Genomic DNA, 25,868 nt, shown 5'->3' with positions numbered 1-25,868 from the left:
CCCGAGGGAGCGCCCATGGCCGAGGCCTATTCCACCCTCGCCAAGCCCACCATCCTGGTGGTCGAGGACGAGGCGCCGCTGATGACATTGCTGCGCTACAACCTTGAGAAGCAAGGCTTCAAGGTGGATGAGGCGGCCGATGGCCAGGAGGCGCTGCTGCGCGTCTCCGAGGCGCGACCCGACCTCGTGCTGCTCGACTGGATGCTGCCGGCGCTGTCGGGCATCGAGGTGTGCCGCCAGCTCCGCCGCCGCCCCGGAACGCGGGATCTGCCGATCATCATGGTGACCGCGCGCACCGAGGATCAGGATGCGGTGCGCGCGCTCGATACCGGCGCGGACGACTACATCGCGAAGCCCTTCGTGATGGACTCGCTGCTGGCCCGCATCCGGGCGCTGCTGCGACGGTCCGGCGGCGCCGCGGCGAAGGGGACGCTGACCTATCGCGACCTGACCATGGACCAGGACGCGCATCGCGTGAGCCGCGACGGGCGCGCGCTGCACCTGGGCCCGACGGAGTACCGGCTGCTGGAGTTCTTCCTGCAGCATCCGGGCCGGGTCTTCACCCGCGAGCAGCTTCTGGACGCGGTGTGGGGGCGCGACATCCATGTCGAGCCGCGCACGGTCGACGTGCATATCCGCCGGCTGCGCAAGGCGATCAACGGGGACCACGAGGCGGACCTGATCCGCACCGTGCGGTCGGCCGGATACGCGCTGGACGCGGAAGACCACTGAACGCGCATTGGAGAGGGGCTTTGCCCCTCTCCAGACCTCTCCCCGTCACAGGTCTGGCGTTGCTCCGCAGCGTCGATGGGCATTCGCAACGGCGAAGGCCGTTGGAGACCTCCGCTTGGCGCCGTCCTCCGCCGGCAGAATGGATGCCGGGACCCGCATTTGCGCCGGAAGCGCGTTACGGGGCGCTGGCGGTCGCTGCTGCCCGATGCCAGGTATCCGGCTTTCCAAATGATTCATCATTTGGCGAGGTGGTTTGGAGGGGCAGAGCCCCTCCAATTCCCATCAGCCGGGCGGTGGCAGGAACTCCACCTCATGCTCCGCCGCGATCCGCACCACCTCGGCCGGGTCCGCCACATTGTGGATGCGCGTGAACAGGGTGAAGAGGTCCCTCGCCGGCGACACCCAGAACAGCGCCCGCACCGGCGCGCCTGACTTGTTGAAGATGCCGTGCATGATGCCCATCGGCATGCGGATCAGGTCGCCCGCCGTCGCGGTCATCGCCTGACCGTCCAGCACCAGGTCGAAGCGGCCTTCCAGCACGCGGATGAATTCGTCCTGCGTGGCATGGATGTGCGGGGGGACGAAAGTGCCGTCGGGGAACAGCGTGTCGAAGGCGAAGCAGGACTCGCCATGGGCGACCGGCTTGTAGGTCTGGCCCAGGATGTTCCAGGTAATGCCGTCCAGGCCCTCGCCGGCCTTGGTCACCCCTGCGCTCAATACGGTCATGCTCGCCTCCCTCAGACGTGGAGATAGGTGTCGCGCACTTCCGGCGCGGCGGAAAGGGCTTCGCTGGCGCCGGTCCAGACCACCCTGCCCTTCTCGATCACCACATGGCGGTCGGCGAGCTTGAGGATGGCGGCGAGGTTCTTGTCGATCAGCAGGATGGCGAGGCCCTCGGCGCGCAGCGTCGCCAGCACGGCCCAGATCTCGGCGCGGATGATGGGGGCCAGGCCCTCGGTGGCTTCGTCGAGGATGAGCAGCTTCGGGTTGGTCATCAGCGCGCGGCCGATGGCGAGCATCTGCTGCTCGCCCCCCGACAGCCGCGCGCCGAGGTTGCGGCGGCGTTCCGCGAGGCGAGGGAACAGCGCCAGTGTCTCGGCCAGCGTCCAGCGCGGGGTACCACCCGAACGGTTGGCGGCGGTCGCGACCAGATTTTCCTCGACCGTCAGGGTCGGGAAAATCTGGCGGCCTTCAGGGACCAGGCCGATGCCGTGCCGGGCGATGCGATGGGGCCTGCGGCCCGTGATGTCCTCACCGTCGAAGGTCACGTGCCCGCCCTGTGGCGCGATGAGCCCCATGATGGCGCGCACCGTTGTCGTCTTGCCCATGCCGTTGCGGCCGAGCAGGGTCACCACTTCCCCCGCCCCGATGGCGAAGGAGACGCCGTGCAGCACGCGGCTTTCGCCATAGCCGGCGAGCAGGGTGTCGACCGCCAGCATCAGGCGTCGTCCTCGCCCAGATAAGCGGCGCGGACCTCGGCGTTGGCACGGATTTCGGCGACGGTCCCCGTCGCGATGACGCGGCCATAGACGAGGACGGAGATACGGTTGGCCAGCGCGAAGACCGCCTGCATGTCGTGCTCCACCAGCAGGATGGTGTAGGCGGCCTTCAGCCGGGTCAGCAGGGCGATGAGGCGCTCGGTCTCTTCCGGTCCCGCGCCGGCCAGCGGCTCGTCGAGCAGCAACAGCCGTGGCTGGGTGGCGAGTGCGATGGCGATCTCGAGGGCGCGCTTCTCGCCGTGGCTCAACGCGCCTGCCGGCACAGCGGCGCGGTCGGCCAGGCCCACTTCTGACAGAGCCGCCATCGCGGCCTCGTTCAGCGCACGTTCGCTGGCGGCGGGGCGGAAGAAGCGAAAGGACGACCCGGCGCGCGCCTGCGCCGCCAGCGCGACGTTCTCCAGCGCCGAGAACCCCGCCACCACGCTGGTGATCTGGAAGCTGCGCGCGAGGCCTGCCCGCGCCCGGCGCGGCAGGGACAGCCGCGTCACGTCGCGGCCCGCGAACACCACCTGCCCCGAATCCGGAGCGACAACGCCCGTGATCTCATGGATCAGCGTCGTCTTGCCCGCCCCGTTCGGGCCGATGATGGCGTGGATCTCGCCGGGCAGGACGTCGAGCGTCACGCCATCCGTCACGGCCAGGCCGCCGTAGTGCTTGCGGAGGTCACGCAGGGCGAGCAGCGACTCAGCCATGACGCGGCGCCACCAGCCCGGCCAGCCCGCCGCGCAGCGCGATGACCGATACCACCAGCAGCGGACCGAAGATCATCTTCCAATGCGGGGTCAGCTCGGCAAGCCAGGTCTCCAGCCCGACGAAGACCAGGGCGCCGAGGATCGCTCCCCACAACCGCCCCACCCCGCCCAGGATGACCATGAACAGCAGCTCGCCCGAACGCTGCCAGGACAGCATGGCGGGAGAGACGAACTCCGTCGCATTGACCAGCAATACGCCCGCCACGCCAGCCATCGCGCCGGCGATGCCATAACCGACCAAGCGATAGGGATAGGGGGTGAAGCCGACAGCCTCGGCGCGCTGGGCATTCTCGCGCGCCGCGCGCAGCACGCGGCCGAAGCGGGATGCGAGCAGCATCGACGCCACCGCCCAACTCGCCGCCAGCAGGCCCAGGCAGATGTAGTGGAAGGCGAGACGGTTCTCGAGCAGCCGCGCGCCGGCGACCTCGGTGCGGGAGTACAGAGTGTAGCCGTCATCCCCCCCATAAGCCGAAAGCGACGACGCCGTGAAGAAGGCCATCTGCCCGAAAGCCAGGGTAATCATGATGAAATGCACGCCGGAGGTGCGGATCGCGATGGCCCCGGTCAGCAATGCAAAGATCGCCGCGGCGCCGATCGCGACGGGCAGCACCTGCGCCGCATCGGTGAAGCCATTCGCGTCGAGGATCGCGACCGCATAGGCACCGACCCCGACGGATGCCGCATGTCCCAGGCTGACCAGCCCTGCCCCCCCCACCAGGAAGGACAGCGATACCGCCGCCATGGCGAGGATCATCGCACGCGCCATCAGCGTCATCTCATAGGACGCCGAGAACCCCGCCAGCGGTGCTATGGCCAGCGCGGCCAACGCCAGCAGCGGCAGCCAGACGCCGCGCATCATGCCCGGACCGGGAACAGCCCGGCGGGCCGGAAGGCGAGGATCGCCGCCATGGCGATGTAGACCAGCATCGAGGCCAGCGCCGCGCCCGTCTGCCGGGCCGCGGACGCATCGAGGAACAGTCGCATCAGATCCGGCATCAACGACTTGCCGAGCGTGTCGATCAGCCCCACCAGCAACGCGGCGATGAAGGCCCCGCGGATCGACCCGATCCCGCCGATCACGATCACCACGAAGGCAAGGATCAGCACATTGTCGCCCATGCCGGGTTCGACCGAGAAGATGGGCCCGGCCAGCACGCCGGCGAAGCCCGCCAGCATCGCGCCAAAGGCGAAGACCAGAGTGAACAGCCGCCCGATATCAACACCCAGGGCCGAGACCATCGGCGCATTGCTCGCGCCCGCGCGCACCAGCATGCCAGCGCGGGTGCGCTCGACCAGCCACCACAGCCCGCAGGCCGTCGCGACGCCGGCGACCAGCACCGCGATGCGATAGATGGGGTACTGCAGGCCGGGCATGATTTCCACGCCACCCTGCAACAGCGCCGGGATCGGGACCTGCAGCGGTGCGGCGCCCCAGACCAGCTTCACGCCCTCATTGAGGAACAGGATCACCCCGAAGGTCGCGAGCACCTGCGCCAGATGGTCCCGCGCATAGAGGTGCCGGAACACCAGCACCTCCAGCAGCAATCCGGCGAGCAGCGCCGCCGGCAGCGCCAGCACCAGCCCCCACCAGAAGGACCCTGTCGCGGCGGCCAGCGAGGCACCGAGATAGGCCCCCAGCATGTACTGCACGCCGTGGGCCAGGTTGATGAAGTCCATCACCCCGAAGACCAGCGTCAGCCCCGCCGCGACCAGGAACAGCAGGATGCCCAGTTGCAGGCCGTTCAGGGCCTGCACCAGCAGCAGTTGGGTCGTCACGCATCGCTCCTGACGCGCCTGCGCCGGTCAGGCGCTGCCAAGGTGCGGCGCGCTGCGGGCGCCGCACCATTCGCGCCGTGTCGCGCGAAGGGCATCACCGCATGCGGCATTCGGCGGCGTAGGGATCGACCGCGTCGGCGAAGATCTTGCGCTCGGTCTGCGTCTCCAGCTTGCCATCGGCGCGGCGGCCGACCTTGAGCAGCCAGAAATCCTGCACCGGATAGTGGTTCACGCCGAATTTAAACGGCCCGCGCACCGATCGGAAATCGGCCGCCTGGATCGCGGCGCGAAGGGCGTCCTTGCCGGCAAGGTTGCCGTTCACGCGACGGATCGCGCTGTCCAGCAGCATCGCCGCGTCATAGGCCTGCGCGGCATAGGTCGCCGGCACCGCATTGTGCGCGGCGACGTAGTCGTTCACGAACTTCACATTCTGCGGGTTGTCCATGTTCGGCGCCCAGGACGCCGCCGAATAGAAGCCCAGCGCCGCATCGCCCTGCGCGGGCAGCGTCGCCTCATCCACGGTGAAGGTCGACAGGAAGGGGATCGTCGCGAGCCCCGCCTGCCGATACTGCCGCACCAGGTTCACGCCCAGGCCACCCGGCATGAAGGTGAAGATCGCATCGGGCCGCGCGGCTGCGATCTTCGCGAGCTCGGCCGAGAAATCGAGCTGGGTCAGCGGGACGAACACCTCGTCCACCACCTCGCCCTGGAACTTCGACTTGAAGCCGGCGACCGCGTCACGCCCGGCCTGGTAGTTCGGCACCATGACGAAGACGCGCTTGTAGCCCGCATCCTGCGCCGCCTGGCCCATCACCGAATGGACCTGGTCGTTGTTGTAGGAGGTGGTGAAGAAGTTCGGATTGCAGCCTCGGCCGGCGAAGGTGGACGGGCCGGCATTGGTGCTGATCAGGATGGTGCCGCTCTCGGTCACCGGGCGGATGATCGCCTGCAGGATGTTCGAAAAGACGACGCCCACCACGAAGTCGACCTTGTCGCGCTCCAGCGCGGCGCGGACCTTGGTCACGGCCACATCGGGCTTCAGCTCGTCGTCGATCAGGACGGTCTCAGCGGTCAGGCCGCCGAGCTTGCCGTCCAGATGGCGCAGGCCGAGGGCGAAGCCCTCCTTCAACTGGTTCCCGAGCGCGGCCTGCGGGCCGGTCTGCACGGCGACCACGCCGATCTTCACGCCGCCCGCCGGCTGCGCATGCAGGATGGCGGGTGCCGCCAGCAGCGCCGTGGTTCCGCCCAGAAGTCCGCGACGTCCGATCCCGACCATGGAAGTTCCCCTGCGATTGCCCGGTTTCACATCCCTGTTAAGCGCGATCCGTCAGCCGGGCGCAAGCCGCCCCGCCATGTCGGCGGCGAAGGACACCAGGGCATGGGCCGGATCGGGGAAGGGTTCGAGCACGGTGAAGTGGTTGGCGTCGGGGATTTCCTCCGCGCTGCCGCGCCACGCGGCGGCGAAGTCGATGGTCTGCCGGATGAACTCGGCACTTTCGGCCCCGCCCACTACGGCGTGTAGCTCCCCGATCGCCGGGCGCATCCAGCGCGGCGACAAGGCGCGGGCTTCCTCGGGCGTCAGGTTCAGGCCACGGCCGACGCTGGTGCCCATCACCGGTTCCAGCTCGAACACCCCGGAGACCGGCAGCGCCGCGCCCACCAGCCGGGGCGGCAGGGACGGGTCGATCGCCGCCCAGTCGGTCGCCATCAGCATCGCGGCCAAGTGCCCGCCCGCCGAATGCCCCACCACCAGCAGCCGACGCTCCGTCCGCCGGTGCAGGGTGATGCAGGCGGCGCGCATCTGCTCGACGATCCGCCGCAGCGGCACGTTGGGGCAGAGATCATAGGAGGGCACCGCGACGGTCACGCCGCGCATCGCCAGCCCGCGCGCCCAATGGCTGCCGAAGGACTTGTCCAGCGCCTGCCAGTAGCCGCCATGGATGAACATGGCGACCGGTCCGGGCACCTCGGCTTCGAACAGGTCGAATCGCTCCCGCGGCCCCTCCCCGTAGGGGATGTCGAGCGTGCTGCGCGACCAGTCCGCACGGAAGGCTGCCGCGTCGCGGGCCCAGGTGCCGATGATGGCAGCGCTGTCGGGCACGCGGGCGCGGTTATTGTATTCGGCTTCGAGGTCCATGGCCTGCATTCCCATGGCATGGGGGCGGCCGGCAAGGCAGGATGGGGCCATGCGCGTCTACCTCGCCGGTCCCGAAGTCTTCCTGCCCGACGCGCTCGACATCGCGGCGGAGAAGAAGCGCATCTGCGCCGCCCATGGGCTGGAAGGGGTCTTTCCCTTCGACACCCCGCCCCAGGCGCCGCCGGCCCACCACCCCTATTGGATGCGCATCTATCTGGGCAATGAGGCGCATATCCGGTCCTGCGCCGCGCTGATCGCCAACCTCACGCCCTTCCGCGGACCGTCGGCCGATGCCGGGACGGTCTATGAGCTCGGCTTCATGAAGGCGCTGGGCCGGCCGGTCATGGGCTACAGCAACGCACCGGCGGATTTCCTGGATCGCACGCGGTCCTTCCTCGGGGGCGAGGCGCGGCCGCGCGACGATGGCGGCTGGGAAGACGCGGAGGCCATGGGCCTCGAGGATTTCGGCCTGGCCGACAACCTGATGATCGATGGCGGCATCGCCGCCGCCGGCGGCGCCTTCGAACGAATCGACCCGGCAGAAGGGCGGCGCTGGCACGACCTGACGGCCTTCGAACGCTGCTGCGCGAGGCTCGCAGCGCTGAAGTAGCGGCGCCCCTGCCCCGCCAGGCGGACTCCGGGCCAGGATATCCGGCGCTACGCCTTCTTCTTTCGTGCCATGAAGCCGCCGAGCATCCGCGTCGGCTCATCGGTATGCCAGGACGCCGCGAAGGCTCCGATTCCGGCTTCGATGGCCTGGGTGTGGGTCAGATCCTCCCAGCGGCGGATCAGAGCCTTCTGGGACCGGATGGCCTCGGCGCCGGCTTCCAGCAGCAGGTCGATCCAGGATTCCACGGCACCATCCAGCGCATCGGGGGCGACGACCTTTTCGACCAGGCCCCATTCCGCGGCCTCGGCGGCGTCGATGGTCTCGGCCAGCAGCAGCAGCCGGCGGGTGCGGCCCCAGCCGATCAGGCCGGGCAGCAAGGCGGCCTCGACTACCGAGGGGATGCCGACGCGGACCTCCGGCATGCCGAACTTCGCGACATCGGAGGCGATGCGCAGGTCGCAGGCAGCCGCAATCTCCAGCCCCGCGCCAAGGCACCAGCCATTCACCCGCGCGATCACCGGCACCGGGCAGTCCCGCACGGCCCGGCAGCAACCATGGACCAGACTGATGAAGGCGCCGCCCTCCGCCGGGTCCTGCACCGCCGCCATCACGCCGATATCCGCGCCGCCGATGAAGGCCCGCGGCCCGGCGCCGGTCAGCACCACGGCGCGAAGCGAATCCTCCTCGCCCAGCGTCGCGAAGGTCCGCGCGAAGTCGCGCATCAGATCCGGGTTCAGCGTGTTGAGCTTCGCGTCGTGATCCACCGCCACATGCGCAACGCGTCCGTCATGCGAGCGCCGCACATCCATCTGTCCTGCCATGCCGTTTCCTCCGTCGGTGCGCGCATGCTGCGCGCTGACCGATCGGTCGGAAAGAGGGGCCGTGCGGTCAGCGGCGCCAGCAGGGCTTGCTGGCCTCGCGCTGGGCCTCGTCCAGGGTTGCGCCGATGTCGCGCAGCAGGCGGGGTTCCAGCGTGGCGAGGCGCGCCCGCTGGCGGTGCCGTTCCATGGCCGCCGCCACCGCCGCGAGCAGCGTCTCGAGGACGCCCGCCTTTCGCGGCGCGTACGGGACAGTCCAGCCTTCGCTTCGTGTGATCATCCGGCGCTCCTGTTCCTCTGTTCGGGGACAGGATGCGTCGTCGCGCCCGGCAATGGTGCGGGCGGGGCCGAAGCGTGGCGCTATCGCGGCGTGGCGAATCCGGCCATGCGCGCATAGCCGCCGGCGATCGCGGCGAGATCCTCCCGCGCGATCACGTCCTCGATGCGATCGAAGCCATCGGGCGCGCGTTCGGAGACGACATCGACCACCCGTTCCGGCCCGCCCTTGCGGTTGCTGCGGACGATCTCGGCGGTCTTGGGCAGGCGTTCGGCCTCATAGGCGGCCAGGGCCGCGACCGGATCACCCCCGCCGAGCAGGGCCGCCAGGCAACGTGCATCCAGCACGGCCTGGGAGGCACCATTCGACCCCACCGGATACATCGGATGCGCCGCATCCCCGAGCAGCGTCACCCGCCCCTGTGTCCAGAAGGGCAACGGGTCGCGGTCGCACATCGGGTATTCCCAGAATTCCGGCGTGGCGCGAACCAGGGCCTCGACATCGAGGAAAGGGATGCGGAAGCGCGCGACATGCGGCAGCACCTCGGCAAGCGTCCCGGGCCGGGACCAATCCTCGCGCCGCGGCGGCGGGCGGGTGGGGTCGCCGATCTGGGCGCAGACGACCCAGTTGGTCAGCCGCGTGCCCGGCGTCGCGCCGGGCGCAATGGGGTAGAGGACCAGCTTTTCGGTCATGTCGCCGGCGACGATCATGGTGTCGCCGCCCTCATAGGCGGGCCAGTCGATGGCGCCGCGCCACATCTGGATGCCGTTCCAGCGGATGCCGCCATCATCGGGATGCAAGGCGGACCGCAGCACGGAATGGATGCCGTCGGCGCCGATCAGCACATCGCCACGCGCGATGCGGCCGTCCGCGAAGGTCGCGGTGACGCCGGCCTCATCCTGGGCGAAGCCGGCGAGACGCGCACCGGTCACGACCGCCGCTGCGCCGAGGCGCTCGCGCGCCGCCTGCCACAGCACCTCATGCAGATGGCCGCGATGGATGGAGAATTGCGGGACGTCGTGGCCGGCCCAGGTGCCGCGCGGTTCGACCCAGATCTCCTGGCCGAAGCGGTTCAGATAGCGCAGTTCGCGCGTCCGCACGGCGACGGCGTCGAGGGCCGGGAGCAGCCCCAGAGCGGCGAGTTCCCGGATGGCATGCGGCAGGGTGTTGATACCGACGCCGAGGGGGCGGATCTCCTGCGCGGCCTCGAAGACGGTGCAGGCGATGCCGCGTTCCTGCAGCGAGAGGGCCAGGGTGAGCCCGCCGACCCCGCCGCCCGCGATCAGAACCTGCATACTGGCCTCTCCCCCGCTGTGCCGATGGTGTCTTTACCGGCTGCATGCCGCCCAGGGGAGGCCCTTGCGGCGCAGGCGCACCCGTCGCGCCCGGCACCAGGTATCGGTTTCCAAAGGCCCTGCGGCCTTTGGTGAGGTGGGGTTTCGGGGAGGGGCAAAGCCCCTCCCCGCCTCACCCTTCGGCCGTCTTGCTCTCCTCCGGCCAGGCCGTCCGTGCCTTGGCCCGCCGGCGCACGACGCAGGCCCCCGCGGCGGCCCCGACCAGGGCGGCGCTCGTCAGCGCGGCTGTTGCGGTCATCAGCGCGAGCCCGGCGAGGCCCATTCCAGCGATGCGCAGCAACATGCGAAACTCCTTATCCTCTCACGCGAGCATGACCAGATCGGGCACACGCCGCGCTGGCGTTCCCGCGTCGCGTGACGATAGCCTGCCGCCGCGGCGTCGCCCACCGGCATGACGGCGAACCGCAAGGGAGAAACGATCCATGAGCATCAACCGCCGCGCCCTTCTCGGCGCAGGGCTCGCTGCTGCGACCCTGCCCCTGATCCGTGCCGAAGCCGCCGCACCCATGATCGGACGCGGCGCGCCCGCCTGGTACCGCTTCAAGTTCGGCGACTACGAGGCGACGGTCGTGTCGGACGGCTCGCTGCCGCTCGGCAAGGCCGAGGATGCCTTCGTCGGGGCCCGCCCGGGCGAGATCAACGCCATGATGCGCGCGAATTTCCTCGACCCCGCCAACGCGGTGCTTGAGCAGAACGCGCTGATCCTCAACACCGGACGGCAGCTCATCCTGTTCGACACCGGCATGGGCGACAGCATGGGCGCCGACAGCCAGATGTTCGGCCCGACCACCGGACGGCTGATCCGCAACATGCGGGCGGCAGGGATCGAGCCGTCGCAGATCGACCTCGTCATCCTCTCCCACGCCCATTGCGACCATTGCTGGGCACTGGTGGATGCGAACGGCAACCGCAACTTCCCCAATGCCCAGGTCGCCGTCACCGAAGCTGACCTGAAGTATTGGACGGATGAGGGCAATATCCGCGGCCCGGCCTTCATGGGGCCCTTCATCCGCGGGGCGACGAAGAACCTGAACGCCTATCGGGACCGCATGATGATGGTTCAGGACGGTCGGGAAGTCGTGCCGGGCATCACCGCCATTTCCGCACCCGGGCATACGGTGGGGCATGCCATCTACGCCATCACCCAGGGCAACAACACGATGGTCTATACGGGCGACCTAGCGCACCATCAGGTGCTTCTGCTGCGCCGGCCGTTGCTGGAATTCTCCTTCGACACGGACCCGAAGCAGTCAGCCCAGACCCGGGCGCGGGCGCTGGAGCGCTTCGCAACCGATCGGACCATGCTGCTCTCCTATCACTTCCCCTGGCCCGGCCTGGGACGGGTGTCGAAGGAGGGCGAGGGCTATGCCTGGATGCCCGCGCCGATGGATGTGACCAGCCTCGGCTGATCCTGCCTTCGGGGCTGCGCTACCCTCCTGCGCAACCCCGGATGGGCACCGGTCCGCTGCCGACCATCCGGCGACGACATCCCGGACGGGTGGCCGGGCGGGGGCGCGGGCCGGTGCCGGCACTACCTTTCGCTGCCGGACATCGGAGGGGCGCTGCCCCTCCGAACCACCCCGGCAGGATACTGGGCATCCTGGACCGCAGTCTTCTGGCGCCGGGCACAGTGGGCACTCTGCAACCGTCAGGCGCGCGTCTTGCGCAAATGCGGGTTTCGGCACCCGTTCCGCCAATGGCACACGACACCCAGTTGAGGTTTGCAGAGGCCTTTCGGCCTTTGCTGAGGTGATTTGGAAGGGCAAGGCCCCACCAACGTCCACTGCGGACATATCGGGGCAGTCAGCTCGCCCTTAGAAAGGCCCCGACCCATCCCCCGGGCGCGCGTCACGGCCTTTCCCGCCGGCCGGGCTTGCCCGCCTTGTCGCGGCGGTGCAATTTCCGCCCGCATCGGCCGCCCTCTCCGGGGCGCGACCCGCATCCGTTTGCCCGGCAGAGGACAGCTCATGGCCAAGATCAAGGTGAAGAACCCCGTCGTCGAGATGGACGGGGACGAGATGACCCGCATCATCTGGGGGTTCATCAAGGAGAAGCTGATCCTCCCCTATCTCGACATCGACCTGAAGTATTACGACCTCGGCATCCAGAAGCGCGACGAGACGGACGACCAGATCACGGTCGACTCCGCCAACGCCACCAAGCAGTACGGCGTCGCCGTGAAGTGCGCGACCATCACGCCGGACGAGGCCCGCGTGAAGGAATTCGGCCTCAAGAAGATGTGGCGGTCGCCCAACGGCACGATCCGCAACATCCTCGACGGCACCATCTTCCGTGAGCCGATCATCTGCCAGAACGTGCCGCGCCTGGTGCCGCACTGGTCGAAGCCGATCGTCGTCGGCCGCCACGCCTATGGCGACATCTACCGCTCGGTCGAGATGAAGGTCCCCGGCGCCGGCACGGTGAAGATGACCTACACGCCCGAAGGCGGCGCCCCGCAGGAGATCGGCGAGTTCCCCTTCCCCGCCACCGGCGGCGTGGCGATGATGATCCACAACCTCAACAAGTCGATCGAGGGCTTCGCCCGCGCGTCGTTCAACTACGGTCTGGCGCGCAACTTCTCGGTCTACTTCAGCCACAAGAACACGATCCTCAAGGCCTATGACGGCCAGTTCAAGGACATCTTCCGCGGCATCTACGACGCCGAGTTCAAGGCGGAATACGAGAAGCGCGGCCTGACCTATGAGGACCGCCTGATCGACGACATGGTCGCCTCCGCGCTGAAGTGGGAAGGCGGCTACATCTGGGCCTGCAAGAACTACGATGGCGACGTGCAGTCCGACATCGTGGCGCAGGGCTTCGGCTCGCTCGGCCTGATGACCTCGGTGCTGCTGTCTCCGGACGGGCAGACCGTTGAGTCGGAAGCGGCCCACGGCACGGTGACCCGCCACTACCGCGAGCACCAGAAGGGCCGCGAGACCTCGACCAACCCGATCGCGTCCATCTTCGCCTGGACCCGCGGCCTCGCCTATCGCGGCAAGTTCGACGGCACGCCGGACGTGACCGCCTTCGCCGAGACGCTGGAGAAGGTCTGCGTCAGCACGGTCGAGAGCGGCTACATGACGAAGGACCTCGCCATCCTGATCGGCAAGGACCAGCCCTGGCTGAACACCCAGGCGTTCCTCGCGAAGATCGACGAGAACCTGAAGAAGGCGATGGCCTGATTCGCAAGGGGCGGCCCGCCAGGGCCGTCCCGTGTCGAGGGCCATTCGCGAATGGCCGCTGCGGGCGGAAGGTTGGAGGGGCTCCGCCCCTCCAAGCCACCCCGCCAAAGGCCACAGGGCCTTTGGAAACCGTGACTTGGCGCCGGGCAGTACGGGCGCCCTATTGCCTCCTGCAATCCGTTTGGTGCGCCGGTGCCGGCTTCGACGCCTGTCCTGACAGCGGCGCCCGGTGCCAGGTATCGGTTTCCGAAGGCCTTGTGGCCTTTGCTGGGCGCAAAGCACTGCTTCGCGGTGAGGGAGGGGCAAAGCCACTCTCGACCCCCAAGAGCCAGCACATCCCACGCACCGGCCGTCCGGCCGCTTCCCTTGCGGCGCGCTTCGGCGCTCAATCGCCAGAACAGCGTCGGAGGCGTCGATGCGTGTCGTGGTCATCGGTGGCGGAATCCTCGGGTCGATCGCCGCCTATTCCCTGCTGCGCGCCAAGGCCGCGGTCGTGCTGATCGACGCCGCGCATGACGGCCGCGCCACCCAGGCCGGGGCGGGCATCGTCTCCCCCTGGACCACGCGGCATGAGGGCGAGGCGCTCTACGCCATGCTGGAAGGCGGGGCGACCGCCTATCCCGACTTGGTTGCGAGCCTCGCCGAGGATGGCGAGACCGACCTCGGCTATGCCCGCATCGGCACGCTCAGCGCACCGGCGGACCCGGCCGTGCTGGACGCGGTGGAACCGCTGGTACGGGCGCGGGCGGCGGCCTGCCCGCTCGCCGGCGCGGTGTCGCGCCTGACGGCGGCCGAGGCGCAGCGCCTGTTTCCCGCCATGGCACCACGGGCCGCGCTGCATCTCACCGGAGGCGCCCGGGTGGATGGCCGGCGGATCGGCGCCGCGCTGCGCCGTGCCATCACCCGGCGCGGTGGCGTGGTGCGGCAGGGCAAGGCGTCCCTGCTGATGGAGGGCGATCGGCTGCGCGGCGCACGCATGGGCGGCGAGGCGATCACCGGCGATGCGGTGATCCTCGCCGGCGGGGCCTGGGCGCCGGAGGTGCTGGCTCCGCTCGGCCTGCGCCTGGCGGTCGAGCCGCAACGCGGACAGATCCTGCATCTGCGGCTGGAGGGGACGGAGACGGCGTCCTGGCCGGTGCTCTACCCGATGACCTCGCACTACCTCCTGACCTTCGAGGAAGGGCGCGTCGTGGTCGGCGCGACGCGGGAGACCGGGTCGGGCTTCGACCGCCGCGTGACCGCCGCCGGGTTGGCGGAGGTGCTCGGCACCGCGCTGTCAGTCGCCCCGGGCCTGGCGCAGGCGACGCATCTCGAGACTCGCATCGGATTCCGGCCGATGTCGCCCGATGGCTGCCCGCTGCTCGGTGTGGTGCCGGGGCTCGCGAACCTCGTCATCGCCAATGGGCTGGGGCCGAGCGGGCTGACGATCTCGCCCTTCGCCGGGGCCATCGCCGCAGGGCTGGCGCTGGGTGAGGCGCCGCCGCTGGACCTCGCACCCTATGATCCGCTGCGCCGCTAGCCTTCTCGCCGCCACGCTGCTGGCGGCCTCGCCCGGCCGGGCCGACTGCTTCGACTGGGACCTGGCTGCAACGACCGACCGGGGCACGCTGAGCGGCCTGCCCTCCGGCCCCTTGCGTTGGCGCATCGGCCTGAGCGCGGCCGGCGGCATCCACCAGGCCACCTCCGTGGAAATCGCTTGGACGGGTCCGGACGGCGTGACTTGGCGCCAGACCCTGTTCGAGGAGATCCAGGACGGCCGCCCTGCCCTGCGCGCCCGCCGTGGCCGGCTGGAACTGCGCGTGACCTATTGCGCGGCGGGCGGCGCCTGCCGCGACACCACCCTGCCCTATGCCTGGGACGCCAGAGCTCGGCGCTTCGTCGGCACCGACAGGAAGACGCGCGAATCCCTTGCCGCCGCCTGCGGATCACTGCCAGAGCGGGTGCCCACCACCCCCTCCGAGCCCGCCGTGCCATGACCCTGCCGCTCACCGTCCTCGACTGGATCGCCCTGGCCGTCTTCATCGTCTGCTGGGTGATCTACGCCTTGCTGGTGGATCGCATCCCGAGCATCCGCCGGCGCAGCGTCATCGCCGCCATGGACGAGCATCGCCGGCGCTGGATGCGCGCGGCCATGATGCGGGACAACCGCATCGCCGACATCGCGGCCATCGGCAACCTCATGTCGTCCACCTCGTTTCTCGCCACCACCTCGATCCTCGTGCTGGGCGGCCTGGTGGCCATGCTGTCGGCGCCCGATCCGGCGCGGCACATCGTCGCGGTCCTGCCCTGGAGCGCCGTGCCGGACGAGGTGATGTGGGAGATCAAGATCGGCCTGCTGCTGGTGATCTTCGTGAACACCTTCTTCGAGTTCACCTGGGCATTGCGGCAGTTCAACTACACATCGACCTTGGTGATGGGCATGCCGCTGGACCCCGGCGCGACACACCATGCCGAGATGGCGGCACGCGTGGCGAACCGCGGCGCACGGCATTTCAACACGGGGCTGCGGTCCTACTATTTCGGGCTCGCGGCGCTGGCCTGGATCGTCCATCCACTGGCGCTGATCCTGGCGAGCCTGTTGGTCCTGCGGGAGTTGCACCGCCGGGAATTCCGCTCGGCGGCGCGGGATGCGGTGGCGACACGAGAGGTGGCGTGAAGGTCGCCCCACCTGGCCAGGCCGCGAGAAGATCGCGCGCTTCGGCGAGGATCGCCGCCCGCAGCGGCGCCGCCCAAGGCTGCTGGGCGCGCAGCATCAGGCAGTAGCTCAGCCGCGGGCCATCCTTGATCGGCCGGAACACGACGCCCGCCTCTCGCCGGAAACGACTGGCCAGGAACGGATCGGTCAGGGCGAGCCCCAGCCCTTCCGCGGCCAGTTGCACGGCAGAGAGGACTGAGCCGGTCTCGCACACGATGCGCGGCCGCCGCGCGAAGCCCTTCATCATTTCCTGCAGCCAGTCCCGCGTCGACAGCCCGGGGCGCACGGTGATGAGATCCTCGCCGGCGAGATCGGCCGGCGCGATGTGGTCCTGCCGCGCCAGCGGATGACCCGCCGGGATCGCGAGCCCGTAGCTGGTCTCGAGCAGGATCTCACGGCGCGGAAAGACGAGTTCGAGCGGCCAGGCCGCAAGCACCACGTCCGGATCCGCCCGCCCGGCCCAGCCGGTCAGCCGGTTGCGCTGCCGGATGTCGAGGTCGATGCGCAGCCCCGGCGCGCTCACCGCCAGCCGGCGCAGCACGCCCGGCATGAGCCCATGCGCAAGATGCGACTGGACGAGCAGGCGGACCGGCGCCCGGCGGTTTGCCGCGATGTCGCGCGCCGTCTCGGCCAGACGGTCGATGCCCGACAGGGTGCGGTCTACTTCCTCGAGGAAGAGCAGACCGGCCTCGGTCGGGACCAGCCGCCGCCCGCTGCGGATCAGCAGGGACAGGCCGAGCCGCCGCTGCAACCGGGCGAGCAATCGGCTCGCATGCGGCTGGCCGATGCCCTGGCGGAGGGCGGCGGCGGTCACCGAGCCTTCCCGCACCGCATCGCGGAACAGGTTCAGGGTCAGAAGGTCGAGTGCGCCGCCAATCATGCCTGACAGGCATGATACATCGCCGAGACTGCATTGGAAGCCATGCCGGAATGGGCGTTAGCCTGCGTCCAGCCTGGAGCACACGGGCACGGAACCCAGCGCGGCCCACCCGCATCCGGAGAATCCCATGCGCCGGCGCGCTCTTGGCCTCTCTCTTCTCGGCACGCTTGCCACCCCTGCCCTCGCGCTCGAGCAGCGCCCGCTGCGCCTCGTCGTTCCCTTCGCACCGGGTGGCGGCAACGACATCTTCGCCCGGCTCTATGCCGAACCGCTGGGCCAGCGCCTGCAGCGCGCCGTGGTGGTGGAAAACCGCTCCGGGGCCAGCGGCAACATCGGGGCGGAGGCTGTGGTGCGCTCGCCGCCCGATGGCACCGCCATGCTCTATGCCTCGGCGACCATCGCCATCAATCCTTCCATCATGGCGAACATGCCCTTCGACACGGAGCGGGACCTGCTGCCGGTCAGCCTGGTCGTCTCACAGCCCTATGTCGCCGTCGCGCGGGCGGATACGGGCGTACGGAACGTTGCCGCGCTGCGCGCCGCCCTGCAGAACGGCCGGCCCGATTGGAACTACGGCTCGGCCGGGTCGGGCTCGATCTCGAACATCGTCCCGGCCCTGCTCTTCCGCCAGGCCGGGCTGAACGTCACCCATGTGCCCTATCGCGGCGCCGGACAGGTAGTCACCGCGCTGCTGACGGGGGAAGTACAGTTCGCCTTCCTGATCTATCCGGTCGCCAAGCCCTTCCTCGAACGCGGCGACCTGCTGCCCTTCGGCGTCACAGGCACGGAGGAGATGCCGCAGCTCCCGGGCATCGCCCCCTTCGTGGCGCAAGGTTTCCCCGATCTCGTCGCCGACCAGTGGCACGCCCTCTTCGCACCGCGCGAGACACCGATGGCCATGGCAGAGGAGGTGCAGCGCGGCCTCGCCGAGACGATCCGCACCGGCAGCATCGCCGAACGCCTGCGGGCCGAGGGCGCCACGCCCGTCGGCAGCACACCGCAGGACTTCGCGCCCTTCTTCCGAACCGAGCTGGTGCGCTGGCGCCGCATCGTCGAGGCCGCCGGCGTCGCCCAGGCCGGTTGATCAGCCCTACCAGAAGGAACCGCCCCATGGTCCTGTCCCCGGCCAATCTCATCGTCTTCCTGTCCGACAACCATGCCCGCGACGTCATGGGCTGCGCCGGCCATCCCTGGGTGAAGACCCCGGCGATGGACGCGCTCGCCGCCGAGGGGGTGCTTTTCGAGCAGGGTTACACGGCAAGCCCGGTCTGCTGCCCCGCCCGTGCCGCCCTCGCCACCGGCCGCTATCCCAGCGAGACGCATTACTGGGACAACGCCCTTGCCTATGATGGGCGGGTGCCGTCCTGGATGCGGCGCGTGCGCGAGCAGGGCCATGAGGTCGTCTCGATCGGCAAGCTGCATTTCCGCGGCGGCGACGATTACGGCTTCTCGGAAGAGATCCTGCCGATGCACCTCCATGCCGGCAAAGGGGCGGTGCGCCAGCTCCTGCGCGGCTACGACGCCGAACAGGCGCGGGAGAGTTCGGCCTTCTACGACCTCTATGCAAAGCGTTCGGGCGAAGGGCACACCGCCTATCAGGACTACGACGCCGACATCACCCGCGCTGCGCAGGACTGGCTCGGCGCGCACAGCGCCCCGGGCGGCAAGCCCTGGGTCCTCTTCGTGTCCTGGATCAGCCCGCACCCGCCCTTCACCGTGCCGAAGCGGTTGCTCGACCTCTATCCGGTCGAGCAGATGCCCTTGCCGCCGGGCTGGCAGGGCGAAGGCTGGGCGGCGCACCCCGCCTATCGCCACCTGCGCCGGCTCGAAAGACTGCCGGACGAGATGGATCCCGACATGCTGCGCCAGGTCGCGGCCGGATACTTTGGGCTGATCTCCCATCTCGATGAACAACTCGGCAAGGTGATGGAGACGGTCCGGACCCTCGGCCTCGATCGCACCACGCGGCTGCTCTACACGAGCGACCATGGCGAACTGTTCGGTGCCCATGGGCTGTTCGGCAAGAAGGTGCTCTACGATGCCTCGGCCGGGGTGCCGATGATCGTCGCCGGGCCGGGGCTGCCCAAGGGTGCAAGGCGGGCCGCGCCGGTGTCCCATGTCGATCTCTTTCCCACCGTGCTCGAAGCGGTCGGCGCGACGCCGGCGGCGGAGGATGCGAGCCTGCACGGGCGCAGCCTCTGGGGCCCCGCCGCGGGGGCGGAGAATGCGGATCGCCCGGTTTTCGCCGAATACCACGCGCATGGATCGCCGGCCGGTGCCTTCATGCTGCGCCAGGGGCGCTGGAAGCTGATCCATTACGTCGGCCTGCCACCGCAGCTTTTTGACATCGTCGCGGATCCGCAGGAACTGCACGACCTTGCCGGACAGCCGCAGCATACGGCGCTGACAGCCTCCCTGCAGGAAGCCCTGCGGCGCTTCTGCGACCCGGAAGCGGCGGATGCGGCCGCCAAGGCGGATCAGCGGGCGCGGGTCGAGGAACTCGGCGGACGCGACGCGGTGCTGGCGGAACAGCTCATCCTCTTCTCGCCGCCGCCGGGGCAGGAACTGGAGAAGACGCCGAACTGAACAGCGGCCTCGGTCGCCTCGGGGAGGGGGTCTGTCCCTCCCCGAGCCCCGCCCGCCAAAGGCGAAATCTTGATCTGGCACGATGCGCGACGGTCAGCCCGAGCGGCTGAACCGACTCTTCTGCCCCCGCGGCACTTCGAGGGTCCTGGGGCAAGACCCCTCGCCGCTCCGCCGTCGTCGCTTACGGCACCCGCAACACTGTCCCGGGCATGGCACCGGGCCGCAGCCGGCAAAGACCCGTCACCGCATCGGCCGGCGGGCTGATGGCGATCGCCGAGGGCTCGCAACTGCCGCGGCCGAGATCATCGAGCCGCCTTTCCACGCCGAAGAGTTCGCGCAACTGCCCCTCAGGCGTGATGTCGTGGAAGGTATAGGAGACGGCGCAGCAGCCGTCGCGGCCCAGCGACACGAGCCGGCCCCTGGCGTCGCGCGAGAAGGACAGGCCGCTGATCTCCCCCGCCCGGCGGAAGCGCGCACGGGCCGGGTCCATGATCCACAGGTCCCAGGCGGTGTTGGCGTTGCCGCCGATCACCGGAATCCAGAGGTCCGCCGCACCGTCGCCATTGGCGTCGCCGAGATCCGGCGCGACGTCCGGGAGGTCGGTCTGCACCTCGATGCGTTGGCTGGGGACGCCGCCTTCGAGGACATCGATGACCCAATGCTCGGCGGTGGAATTCGCGCGGAGCTCGAGTGGCGTGGCGCCGCCGGGGCGGGCGGCGCGCAGCGTGGCGCGGGCGGCCTCGGCGGCCGGCAGCGCGAGGGCGAGTGCAGCGCCGGCCGCGAACAGCGCGCGCCTCATCGCCCGTATCGCTTCAGCACGGCGCGCAGCGCGTCGAGGTCGATGGCATGGCCGGTCGCGCGGCGACCCGTGCGGCCGTCGCGGCCGATGATGGTGGTGGCCATGGTCAGGGCGTTGAGCACGGCTTCCTCCACGGCCTCCGCGGCCGCGACGAAGAGGGGCGACATCCGGTCATTCGGCCAGTCTGCGATGATCGCCTGGTGCGCGCGACGTTCCGGATCACGCCGCACGCCGGGATGCGTCGAAAAGGCGATGGCATAGTCGCCGGAACCATCGCTGAAGGCTGCGCCGGTGCGCGCCAGGCCGGCCATGGCGCGCGTGGCGAGGCGCGTGAGGTTGCGGTCGGACAGCGGCGCGTCGGTCGCGATGACGACCATCACGGACCCATCGGCATCGCCGCGGTCGGTGTGTTCCTTCAGGTACCACTTGCCGAGCTCGCGTCCGACCGGGATGCCGTCCATGGTCAGCACGCCGCCGTAATTCGCCTGCACCAGCGCGCCGATGGTCCAGGCGCCAAGGGCTTCGGGCAGCAGGCGCGAGGAGGTGCCGATGCCGCCCTTCCACCCGAAGGCCATGGTGCCGGTGCCCGCGCCGACGCATCCCTCGGCGACGGGGCCGGGTGCGGCGGCATCCAGAGCGGCGAGGACATGATCGCGTGTCACGCCGCGGTTTCGGATGTCGTTCAGCCGGCCGTCATTGGTTTCGCCCACCACGGCGTTGACGCTGACGGCATCGGGCGTGCGGGCAAGGGTCCAGTCGACCAATGCCTCGACCGCACGGCCGACGGCGAGCGTGTTGGTGAGCACGATCGGCGTTTCGAGTTCGCCCAGTTCGGCGAGTTGCGTCGCACCCGCGAGCTTGCCGAAGCCATTGATGACGGCGAGGCCGGCCGGGACGCGCTCGACGAAGGGATTGTCCGCATGCGGCAGGATGGCGGTGACGCCGGTGCGGGTGGCATCGCCCTCGACCAGCGTGACATGGCCGATGGCGACGCCGGCCACATCAGTGATCGTATTGTGCACGCCGGGACGGAAGATCCCGGGGGCAAGACCAAGGTCGCGGGCGCGGCAACGCGCGCCCTCCGATGTCATGCCGCGACGCCGTGGGTCAGCGTCTCCCGCACCGCGGCCAACGCATCGGCAGCCTTGGTCGCGTCGGGGCCGCCGGCCTGGGCCATGTCGGGACGGCCACCGCCGCCCTTCCCGCCCACCGCGGCCGAGGCGGCACGCACCAGGGCCACGGCGTCGGTCCTGCCCTTCGCCGCCTCCCCGGTCGCGACGACGATGGACGCCTTGCCCTCGGCCGTGGAGACCAGCGCCACGACATCAGCCGTGCCGCCCTTCAGGATGGCCTCGGCCAAGCCCTTCAGGTCGCGCGGCGGGACCTCGCCGAGGTCGCGGAGAGCAAGGCGCAGACCGGCCACCTGCTCGACCTCAGCCCCGCCACCACCGGTCGCGAGCTTCTTGCGCAGATCGGCGACGTCGCGCTCGAGCTTGCGGCGTTCCTCGACCAGCGCGGTGATGCGGGAGGCGAGTTCGCCCGGCTGGGCCTTCAACACGGCGGCGGCGGCCAGCAGGCTTTCCTGCATGCCCGCGACATAGGCGAGCGCGGCATCGCCGGTCACTGCCTCGACCCGGCGGATGCCGGCGGAGACAGCGCCCTCCGACACGATCTTGAACAGGCCGATATCGCCGGTGCGGCGGACATGCGTGCCGCCGCAGAGTTCCAGCGAATAGACGCCGTGCTTCTCGACCGCCGCCGGGTCATGGGCCATGCCGACGACGCGGACCTCATCGCCGTACTTCTCGCCGAACAGGGCCATGGCACCCGCCTCGACGGCAGCTTCGGGCGTCATCAGGCGGGTGACGACCTCGGCATTCTCGCGGATGCGGGCGTTCACCTCGCCCTCCACCCATTCGAGGTCTTCCTCGGTCATCGGCGTGGGCTGGGAGACGTCGAAGCGCAGCCGGTCCGGCGCGTTCAGCGAGCCCTTCTGCGCGACATGCGTGCCGAGCCGGCGGCGCAGCGCTTCATGCAACAGATGCGTCGCGGAGTGATGAGCGCGGATCGCCGAACGGCGGGCGTGATCGACCTCGGCCTGCACGCCGAGGCCGAGCTTGGCCTCGCCCGCGACCACCGTGCCGAGATGGACGTAGAGCCCGTGCAGCTTCTTCTGGGTGTCGCGCACCTCGATGCGCAGCGCGTCACCGGCCTGGATGATGCCGGTGTCGCCGACCTGGCCGCCGGATTCCGCGTAGAAGGGCGTCTGGTTCAGCAGCACCGCGACCTCGGCGCCGACCGGCGCACTGTCGACCGGCTTGCCGTCCTGGACGATGGCGACGATCTCGCCTTCAGCGGTTTCGGTGGTGTAGCCGAGGAATTCGGAGGCCCCGACCTTCTCCTTCAGGTCGAACCACACGCCTTCCGTCGCGGCCTCGCCCGAGCCCGCCCAGGCGGCGCGGGCGCGCTTGCGCTGCTCGGTCATGGCGGCGTTGAAGCCCTCGACATCGACCGGACGGCCTTCGGCGCGCAGCGCGTCCTGCGTCAGGTCGAGCGGGAAGCCATAGGTGTCATACAGGCGGAAGGCGACCTCGCCCGGCAGGGTCTGACCGGTGCCGAGCTTCCCGGTCTCCTCCGCCAGCAGCCCCAGGCCGCGCTCCAGCAGGGAGCGGAAGCGGGTCTCTTCCAGGCGCAGCGTCTCGGAGATCAGCGCCTCGGCGCGCACGAGTTCGGGGTAGGCAGCACCCATTTGGCGCACCAGGGCGGGCAGCAGGCGGTGCATCAGCGGCTCGCGCGAGCCCATCATGTGCGCGTGGCGCATCGCGCGGCGCAGGATGCGGCGCAGGACGTAGCCGCGGCCCTCGTTCGACGGCAGCACGCCATCGGCGATCAGGAAGGCGCCGGCGCGCAGATGGTCGGCGACGACGCGGTGGCTGATGCGGAAGGGGCCGTCGGGCTCCTGCCCCGTCGCCTCGGCGGAAGCCAGGATCAGCGCGCGCAGCGTGTCGGTGTCGTAGTTGTCGTGCTTGCCCTGCAGGATGGCGGCGAAGCGTTCCAGGCCCATGCCGGTGTCGATGGACGGGCGCGGCAGCGGGTTGCGCGTGCCGGCCGGCTCCTCGAGGAACTGCATGAAGACCAGGTTCCAGATTTCGATGAAGCGGTCGCCATCCTCATCGGGGGAACCGGGCGGGCCGCCGGGGATCTTGTCGCCATGGTCGTAGAAGATCTCGGAGCACGGGCCGCAGGGGCCGGTATCGCCCATGCGCCAGAAATTGTCCGAGGTGCTGATGCGGATGATGCGGCTGTCGGGCAGGCCGGCGACCTTGCGCCAGATGGCGGCCGCATCCTCGTCCTCGGAATAGACGGTGACCAGCAGCTTGTCCTTCGGCAGGGCGAAGTCCTTGGTCAGCAATTCCCAGGCATAGGGGATCGCCTGTTCCTTGAAATAGTCGCCGAAGGAGAAGTTCCCCAGCATCTCGAAGAAGGTGTGGTGGCGAGCGGTGTAGCCGACATTGTCGAGGTCGTTGTGCTTGCCGCCGGCGCGTACCGATTTCTGGGCCGTGGTGGCACGCTTGTAGGGTCGCGTCTCCTGCCCGGTGAAGACATTCTTGAACTGCACCATGCCCGAATTGGCGAACATGAGCGTCGGGTCGTTGCGCGGCACCAATGGCGAGCTTTCCACCACTTCGTGCCCGTTGCGGCGGAAGTAGTCGAGAAAGGTTGCCCGGATATCGTTGCTGCTGGTCATGTCCCGCCCGTCGCGTCGCCCGGGAAAAGCCCGTCCCGGCAAGGTGTTGGCCCAAAGGACGCGACAGGTAGCGCGCGCGGCGCAAGGCGTGAAGGGGCAGCACGCCGGATCGACGGCCGCCGCGCCATGATCGAGGCCCTGGATCAACCGTTTTTCTGTTCAGAGAGGCAATCTTGAAGCGACACCTTCCGATCACCGCGCTGTCCCTGACCCTGCTGGCCGCCCCGGCCCTGGCCGACAGCACGGCCTGCCGCAGCGGCATCACCGCCGAGGAGGCCATCCGCATCGCACGCGAGGCCGGCATCGCCTGGCTGGCAAAGGTGGAATGCGACGACGGCCGGTGGGAAGTCGAAGGCCGGGATGCGTCCGATCGCCGCATCGAAGTCAAGGTGAACCCTGTCGATGGCCGGGTCGTGCAGGTTGAGCGGGGGCGCTGAGGCGGCGGGTCAGTTCTCCGCCTCGGCGTCCCGCTCCGTCTGGCGGTGGTTTTCCTGCTGCTTTTTGGCCTTGCCGTAATCTGGCCCGCCCTCCTTGCGCTCATCCGGGCGATGCAGGGGGTGCGGTCCCGGCGCGGAGGTCGCCTCGGGCGTGATGCGGGGCAGCCGGGGCTGACGTGGTTCGGGCATGGGCGTGTCTCCTCTGTCAGTGAGGAAACACGCGCTGCCGGGTAGGGTTGCCTGCCTTCGGATATGACGATTGGAGGGGCTCTGCCTCTCCAAACTACTCCGCCACAGGCCCGAGGCCTTTGGTGGGGTGAGCCCGAGAGGGGCAAAGCCCCTCTCGGTTCCACAGTTCAGAAAAAAGCGCCCCGCTTCACTCCGCCGCCAGCGCCTCGTCGTCATCCTCGCTGGTCTCGCCGGACAGCATCTGGTCGGCGAGCAGCCCGGCCTGGCCGCGGATGCGCTGTTCGATGGAATTCGCCATGTCGGCGTGATCGCGCAGGAACTGCTTGGCGTTCTCGCGCCCCTGGCCGATGCGCTGGCTGTCGCAGGAGAACCAGGCGCCTGACTTCTCGACGACATTGGCCTTCACGCCGAGGTCGATCAGTTCGCCGACCTTGGAGATGCCTTCGCCATACATGATGTCGAACTCGACCTCGCGGAACGGCGGGGCCATCTTGTTCTTCACCACCTTCACGCGGGTGTGGTTGCCGGTGACCTCGTCGCGGTCCTTGATCGCGCCGATGCGGCGGATTTCCATGCGGACGGAGGCGTAGAACTTCAGCGCATTGCCGCCCGTGGTGGTTTCCGGGTTGCCGAACATCACGCCGATCTTCAGGCGGATCTGGTTCAGGAAGATCAGCAGCGTGTTGGACCGCGAGACCGAGCCGGTCAGCTTGCGCAGCGCCTGGGACATCAGGCGGGCATGCAGGCCGACATGGCTGTCGCCCATCTCGCCTTCCAGTTCCGCACGCGGCACCAGGGCGGCGACGGAATCCACCACCAGCACATCGACCGCGCCGGAACGCACCAGCGTATCGGCGATCTCGAGCGCCTGCTCGCCCGCATCGGGCTGGCTGATCAGCAGGTTGTCGACATCGACGCCGAGCTTCTTGGCGTAGCCGGGGTCAAGGGCATGTTCCGCGTCCACAAAGGCGCAGGTCCCACCCTTCTTCTGGGCTTCCGCGATGACATGCAGGGCGAGCGTCGTCTTGCCCGAGGATTCCGGTCCGTAGATCTCGACGATACGGCCCTTGGGCAGCCCGCCGATGCCGAGCGCGAGGTCGAGGCCGAGCGAACCCGAGGACACCACCTCGATCGCGCCGTCCTGCGCCTGCCGCGCGCCGAGGCGCATGATCGAGCCCTTGCCGAAGGCCCGCTCGATCTGGCTCAGCGCGGCGTCGAGCGCCTTTCCCTTATCCATGCCCTTCCCCCGATCATGCGGCGTCTTCTCAACCATAGGGCGATAACTCCTTCCCGTCTATCGCCCATTCGTAGCGGGTCGTTCACGGACCCGACCCGCCGGGCCTGCTCGCACCGGCACATGACGGCACGATTCGGCGCAAGGGAAAGATGCTCCGAT

The 25,868-nt window shown here is 69.4% G+C and carries 26 protein-coding genes and 1 pseudogene; 10 read left to right on the top strand and 17 right to left on the bottom strand.

The genetic code is table 11. From position 1 onward, the window contains the following. Positions 1 to 15: 15 nt before the first annotated feature. Positions 16 to 732, top strand: coding sequence for a phosphate regulon transcriptional regulator PhoB (gene phoB / locus KPL78_RS05685; protein WP_219761957.1), 717 nt, complete (start codon positions 16 to 18; stop codon positions 730 to 732). Positions 733 to 1,014: 282 nt separating this feature from the next. Here the strand turns inward: phoB and KPL78_RS05680 are convergent, their stop codons facing one another. From KPL78_RS05680 to KPL78_RS05650, 7 genes are all read right to left on the bottom strand, one after another. Next, positions 1,015 to 1,458 (bottom strand): cupin domain-containing protein, encoded by a 444-nt coding sequence (locus KPL78_RS05680; protein WP_219761956.1) that lies wholly within the window; start codon positions 1,456 to 1,458, stop codon positions 1,015 to 1,017. 11 nt (positions 1,459 to 1,469) lie between these two features. Continuing rightward, positions 1,470 to 2,171: an ABC transporter ATP-binding protein gene (locus KPL78_RS05675; RefSeq protein ID WP_219761955.1), complete on the bottom strand. Its 702-nt coding sequence runs from the start codon at positions 2,169 to 2,171 to the stop codon at positions 1,470 to 1,472. Continuing rightward, on the bottom strand, positions 2,171 to 2,923 hold the full coding sequence (locus tag KPL78_RS05670; RefSeq protein ID WP_219761954.1) for an ABC transporter ATP-binding protein: 753 nt from the start codon (positions 2,921 to 2,923) through the stop codon (positions 2,171 to 2,173). Before KPL78_RS05670 ends, KPL78_RS05675 begins: the two co-directional genes overlap by 1 nt. Further along, on the bottom strand, positions 2,916 to 3,842 hold the full coding sequence (locus KPL78_RS05665; protein WP_219761953.1) for a branched-chain amino acid ABC transporter permease: 927 nt from the start codon (positions 3,840 to 3,842) through the stop codon (positions 2,916 to 2,918). Before KPL78_RS05665 ends, KPL78_RS05670 begins: the two co-directional genes overlap by 8 nt. Continuing rightward, on the bottom strand, positions 3,839 to 4,759 hold the full coding sequence (locus KPL78_RS05660) for a branched-chain amino acid ABC transporter permease (protein WP_219761952.1): 921 nt from the start codon (positions 4,757 to 4,759) through the stop codon (positions 3,839 to 3,841). The genes KPL78_RS05665 and KPL78_RS05660 overlap by 4 nt, the downstream gene beginning before the upstream one ends. Before the next feature lie 94 nt (positions 4,760 to 4,853). Then, complete coding sequence (locus tag KPL78_RS05655) at positions 4,854 to 6,035, bottom strand: ABC transporter substrate-binding protein (RefSeq protein WP_219761951.1); 1,182 nt, start codon at positions 6,033 to 6,035, stop codon at positions 4,854 to 4,856. Positions 6,036 to 6,086: 51 nt separating this feature from the next. After that, a complete protein-coding gene (locus KPL78_RS05650) occupies positions 6,087 to 6,896 on the bottom strand; it encodes an alpha/beta hydrolase (RefSeq protein ID WP_219761950.1) in 810 nt (269 codons plus the stop codon). A gap of 49 nt (positions 6,897 to 6,945) precedes the next feature. On the opposite strand from KPL78_RS05650, the gene KPL78_RS05645 reads away from it, so the two are divergent. Beyond that, complete coding sequence (locus tag KPL78_RS05645; RefSeq protein WP_219761949.1) at positions 6,946 to 7,506, top strand: nucleoside 2-deoxyribosyltransferase; 561 nt, start codon at positions 6,946 to 6,948, stop codon at positions 7,504 to 7,506. Between the two features lie 47 nt (positions 7,507 to 7,553). Here KPL78_RS05645 and KPL78_RS05640 read toward each other — a convergent pair whose 3' ends face one another. The 4 genes from KPL78_RS05640 to KPL78_RS05625 all read right to left on the bottom strand — a co-directional run bounded on the left by KPL78_RS05640 (position 7,554) and on the right by KPL78_RS05625 (position 10,239). After that, positions 7,554 to 8,327 carry an enoyl-CoA hydratase gene (locus KPL78_RS05640; protein WP_219761948.1) on the bottom strand — a complete coding sequence of 258 codons (774 nt, stop codon included), beginning with the start codon at positions 8,325 to 8,327 and terminating at the stop codon, positions 7,554 to 7,556. A 67-nt stretch (positions 8,328 to 8,394) separates the two neighbouring features. Next, positions 8,395 to 8,604: a DUF1127 domain-containing protein gene (locus tag KPL78_RS05635; protein WP_219761947.1), complete on the bottom strand. Its 210-nt coding sequence runs from the start codon at positions 8,602 to 8,604 to the stop codon at positions 8,395 to 8,397. An 80-nt stretch (positions 8,605 to 8,684) separates the two neighbouring features. Continuing rightward, the gene (locus KPL78_RS05630; RefSeq protein ID WP_219761946.1) at positions 8,685 to 9,896 is read right to left on the bottom strand and encodes a flavin-dependent oxidoreductase; all 1,212 of its coding nucleotides are present in this window, start codon (positions 9,894 to 9,896) and stop codon (positions 8,685 to 8,687) included. 172 nt (positions 9,897 to 10,068) lie between these two features. After that, the gene (locus tag KPL78_RS05625; protein WP_219761945.1) at positions 10,069 to 10,239 is read right to left on the bottom strand and encodes a hypothetical protein; all 171 of its coding nucleotides are present in this window, start codon (positions 10,237 to 10,239) and stop codon (positions 10,069 to 10,071) included. Between the two features lie 139 nt (positions 10,240 to 10,378). Between KPL78_RS05625 and KPL78_RS05620 the strand changes: the two genes are divergently transcribed. From KPL78_RS05620 to KPL78_RS30105, 5 genes are all read left to right on the top strand, one after another. Beyond that, positions 10,379 to 11,365, top strand: coding sequence for an MBL fold metallo-hydrolase (locus KPL78_RS05620; RefSeq protein WP_219761944.1), 987 nt, complete (start codon positions 10,379 to 10,381; stop codon positions 11,363 to 11,365). A 558-nt stretch (positions 11,366 to 11,923) separates the two neighbouring features. After that, positions 11,924 to 13,138, top strand: a complete 1,215-nt coding sequence (locus KPL78_RS05615) for an NADP-dependent isocitrate dehydrogenase (protein WP_219761943.1) — start codon at positions 11,924 to 11,926, stop codon at positions 13,136 to 13,138. Positions 13,139 to 13,553: 415 nt separating this feature from the next. Continuing rightward, positions 13,554 to 14,657 (top strand): NAD(P)/FAD-dependent oxidoreductase, encoded by a 1,104-nt coding sequence (locus tag KPL78_RS05610; protein ID WP_219761942.1) that lies wholly within the window; start codon positions 13,554 to 13,556, stop codon positions 14,655 to 14,657. Then, entirely contained in the window at positions 14,638 to 15,114 is a 477-nt protein-coding gene (locus tag KPL78_RS05605) for a hypothetical protein (protein WP_219761941.1), read from the top strand. Before KPL78_RS05610 ends, KPL78_RS05605 begins: the two co-directional genes overlap by 20 nt. Then, positions 15,111 to 15,794: a DUF599 domain-containing protein gene (locus tag KPL78_RS30105; protein WP_255568663.1), complete on the top strand. Its 684-nt coding sequence runs from the start codon at positions 15,111 to 15,113 to the stop codon at positions 15,792 to 15,794. The genes KPL78_RS05605 and KPL78_RS30105 overlap by 4 nt, the downstream gene beginning before the upstream one ends. Before the next feature lie 67 nt (positions 15,795 to 15,861). On the opposite strand, the pseudogene KPL78_RS05600 reads toward KPL78_RS30105, so the two are convergent. Next, positions 15,862 to 16,713 (bottom strand): annotated as a pseudogene (locus tag KPL78_RS05600) (LysR family transcriptional regulator); the annotation flags it as partial. Between the two features lie 127 nt (positions 16,714 to 16,840). Between KPL78_RS05600 and KPL78_RS05595 the strand changes: the two are divergent. After that, a complete protein-coding gene (locus KPL78_RS05595) occupies positions 16,841 to 17,797 on the top strand; it encodes a Bug family tripartite tricarboxylate transporter substrate binding protein (RefSeq protein ID WP_219761939.1) in 957 nt (318 codons plus the stop codon). Positions 17,798 to 17,823: 26 nt separating this feature from the next. Further along, the gene (locus KPL78_RS05590; RefSeq protein ID WP_219761938.1) at positions 17,824 to 19,299 is read left to right on the top strand and encodes a sulfatase family protein; all 1,476 of its coding nucleotides are present in this window, start codon (positions 17,824 to 17,826) and stop codon (positions 19,297 to 19,299) included. A gap of 181 nt (positions 19,300 to 19,480) precedes the next feature. On the opposite strand, the gene KPL78_RS05585 is transcribed toward KPL78_RS05590, so the two are convergent. From KPL78_RS05585 to alaS, 3 genes are read right to left on the bottom strand one after another with little or no spacing between them, the layout of a single operon-like run. Further along, positions 19,481 to 20,098: a hypothetical protein gene (locus tag KPL78_RS05585; protein ID WP_219761937.1), complete on the bottom strand. Its 618-nt coding sequence runs from the start codon at positions 20,096 to 20,098 to the stop codon at positions 19,481 to 19,483. After that, positions 20,095 to 21,189 carry a DmpA family aminopeptidase gene (locus KPL78_RS05580; RefSeq protein ID WP_219761936.1) on the bottom strand — a complete coding sequence of 365 codons (1,095 nt, stop codon included), beginning with the start codon at positions 21,187 to 21,189 and terminating at the stop codon, positions 20,095 to 20,097. Before KPL78_RS05580 ends, KPL78_RS05585 begins: the two co-directional genes overlap by 4 nt. Further along, positions 21,186 to 23,846, bottom strand: coding sequence for an alanine--tRNA ligase (gene alaS / locus KPL78_RS05575; RefSeq protein ID WP_219761935.1), 2,661 nt, complete (start codon positions 23,844 to 23,846; stop codon positions 21,186 to 21,188). The genes KPL78_RS05580 and alaS overlap by 4 nt, the downstream gene beginning before the upstream one ends. Positions 23,847 to 24,019: 173 nt before the next feature. On the opposite strand from alaS, the gene KPL78_RS05570 reads away from it, so the two are divergent. Then, positions 24,020 to 24,283: a PepSY domain-containing protein gene (locus KPL78_RS05570; RefSeq protein WP_219761934.1), complete on the top strand. Its 264-nt coding sequence runs from the start codon at positions 24,020 to 24,022 to the stop codon at positions 24,281 to 24,283. 9 nt (positions 24,284 to 24,292) lie between these two features. On the opposite strand, the gene KPL78_RS05565 is transcribed toward KPL78_RS05570, so the two are convergent. Both KPL78_RS05565 and recA read right to left on the bottom strand, forming a co-directional pair. Beyond that, on the bottom strand, positions 24,293 to 24,472 hold the full coding sequence (locus tag KPL78_RS05565; protein ID WP_219761933.1) for a hypothetical protein: 180 nt from the start codon (positions 24,470 to 24,472) through the stop codon (positions 24,293 to 24,295). Positions 24,473 to 24,659: 187 nt separating this feature from the next. After that, positions 24,660 to 25,709: a recombinase RecA gene (recA, locus tag KPL78_RS05560; protein ID WP_219761932.1), complete on the bottom strand. Its 1,050-nt coding sequence runs from the start codon at positions 25,707 to 25,709 to the stop codon at positions 24,660 to 24,662. Positions 25,710 to 25,868 lie beyond the last annotated feature (159 nt).

Source organism: Roseomonas alba (genome assembly GCF_019430885.1).
GTDB lineage: Bacteria > Pseudomonadota > Alphaproteobacteria > Acetobacterales > Acetobacteraceae > Neoroseomonas > Neoroseomonas alba.
The sequence above is the reverse complement of the archived record's forward strand: the minus strand, read 5'-3'. Positions and strand labels throughout refer to the sequence as shown.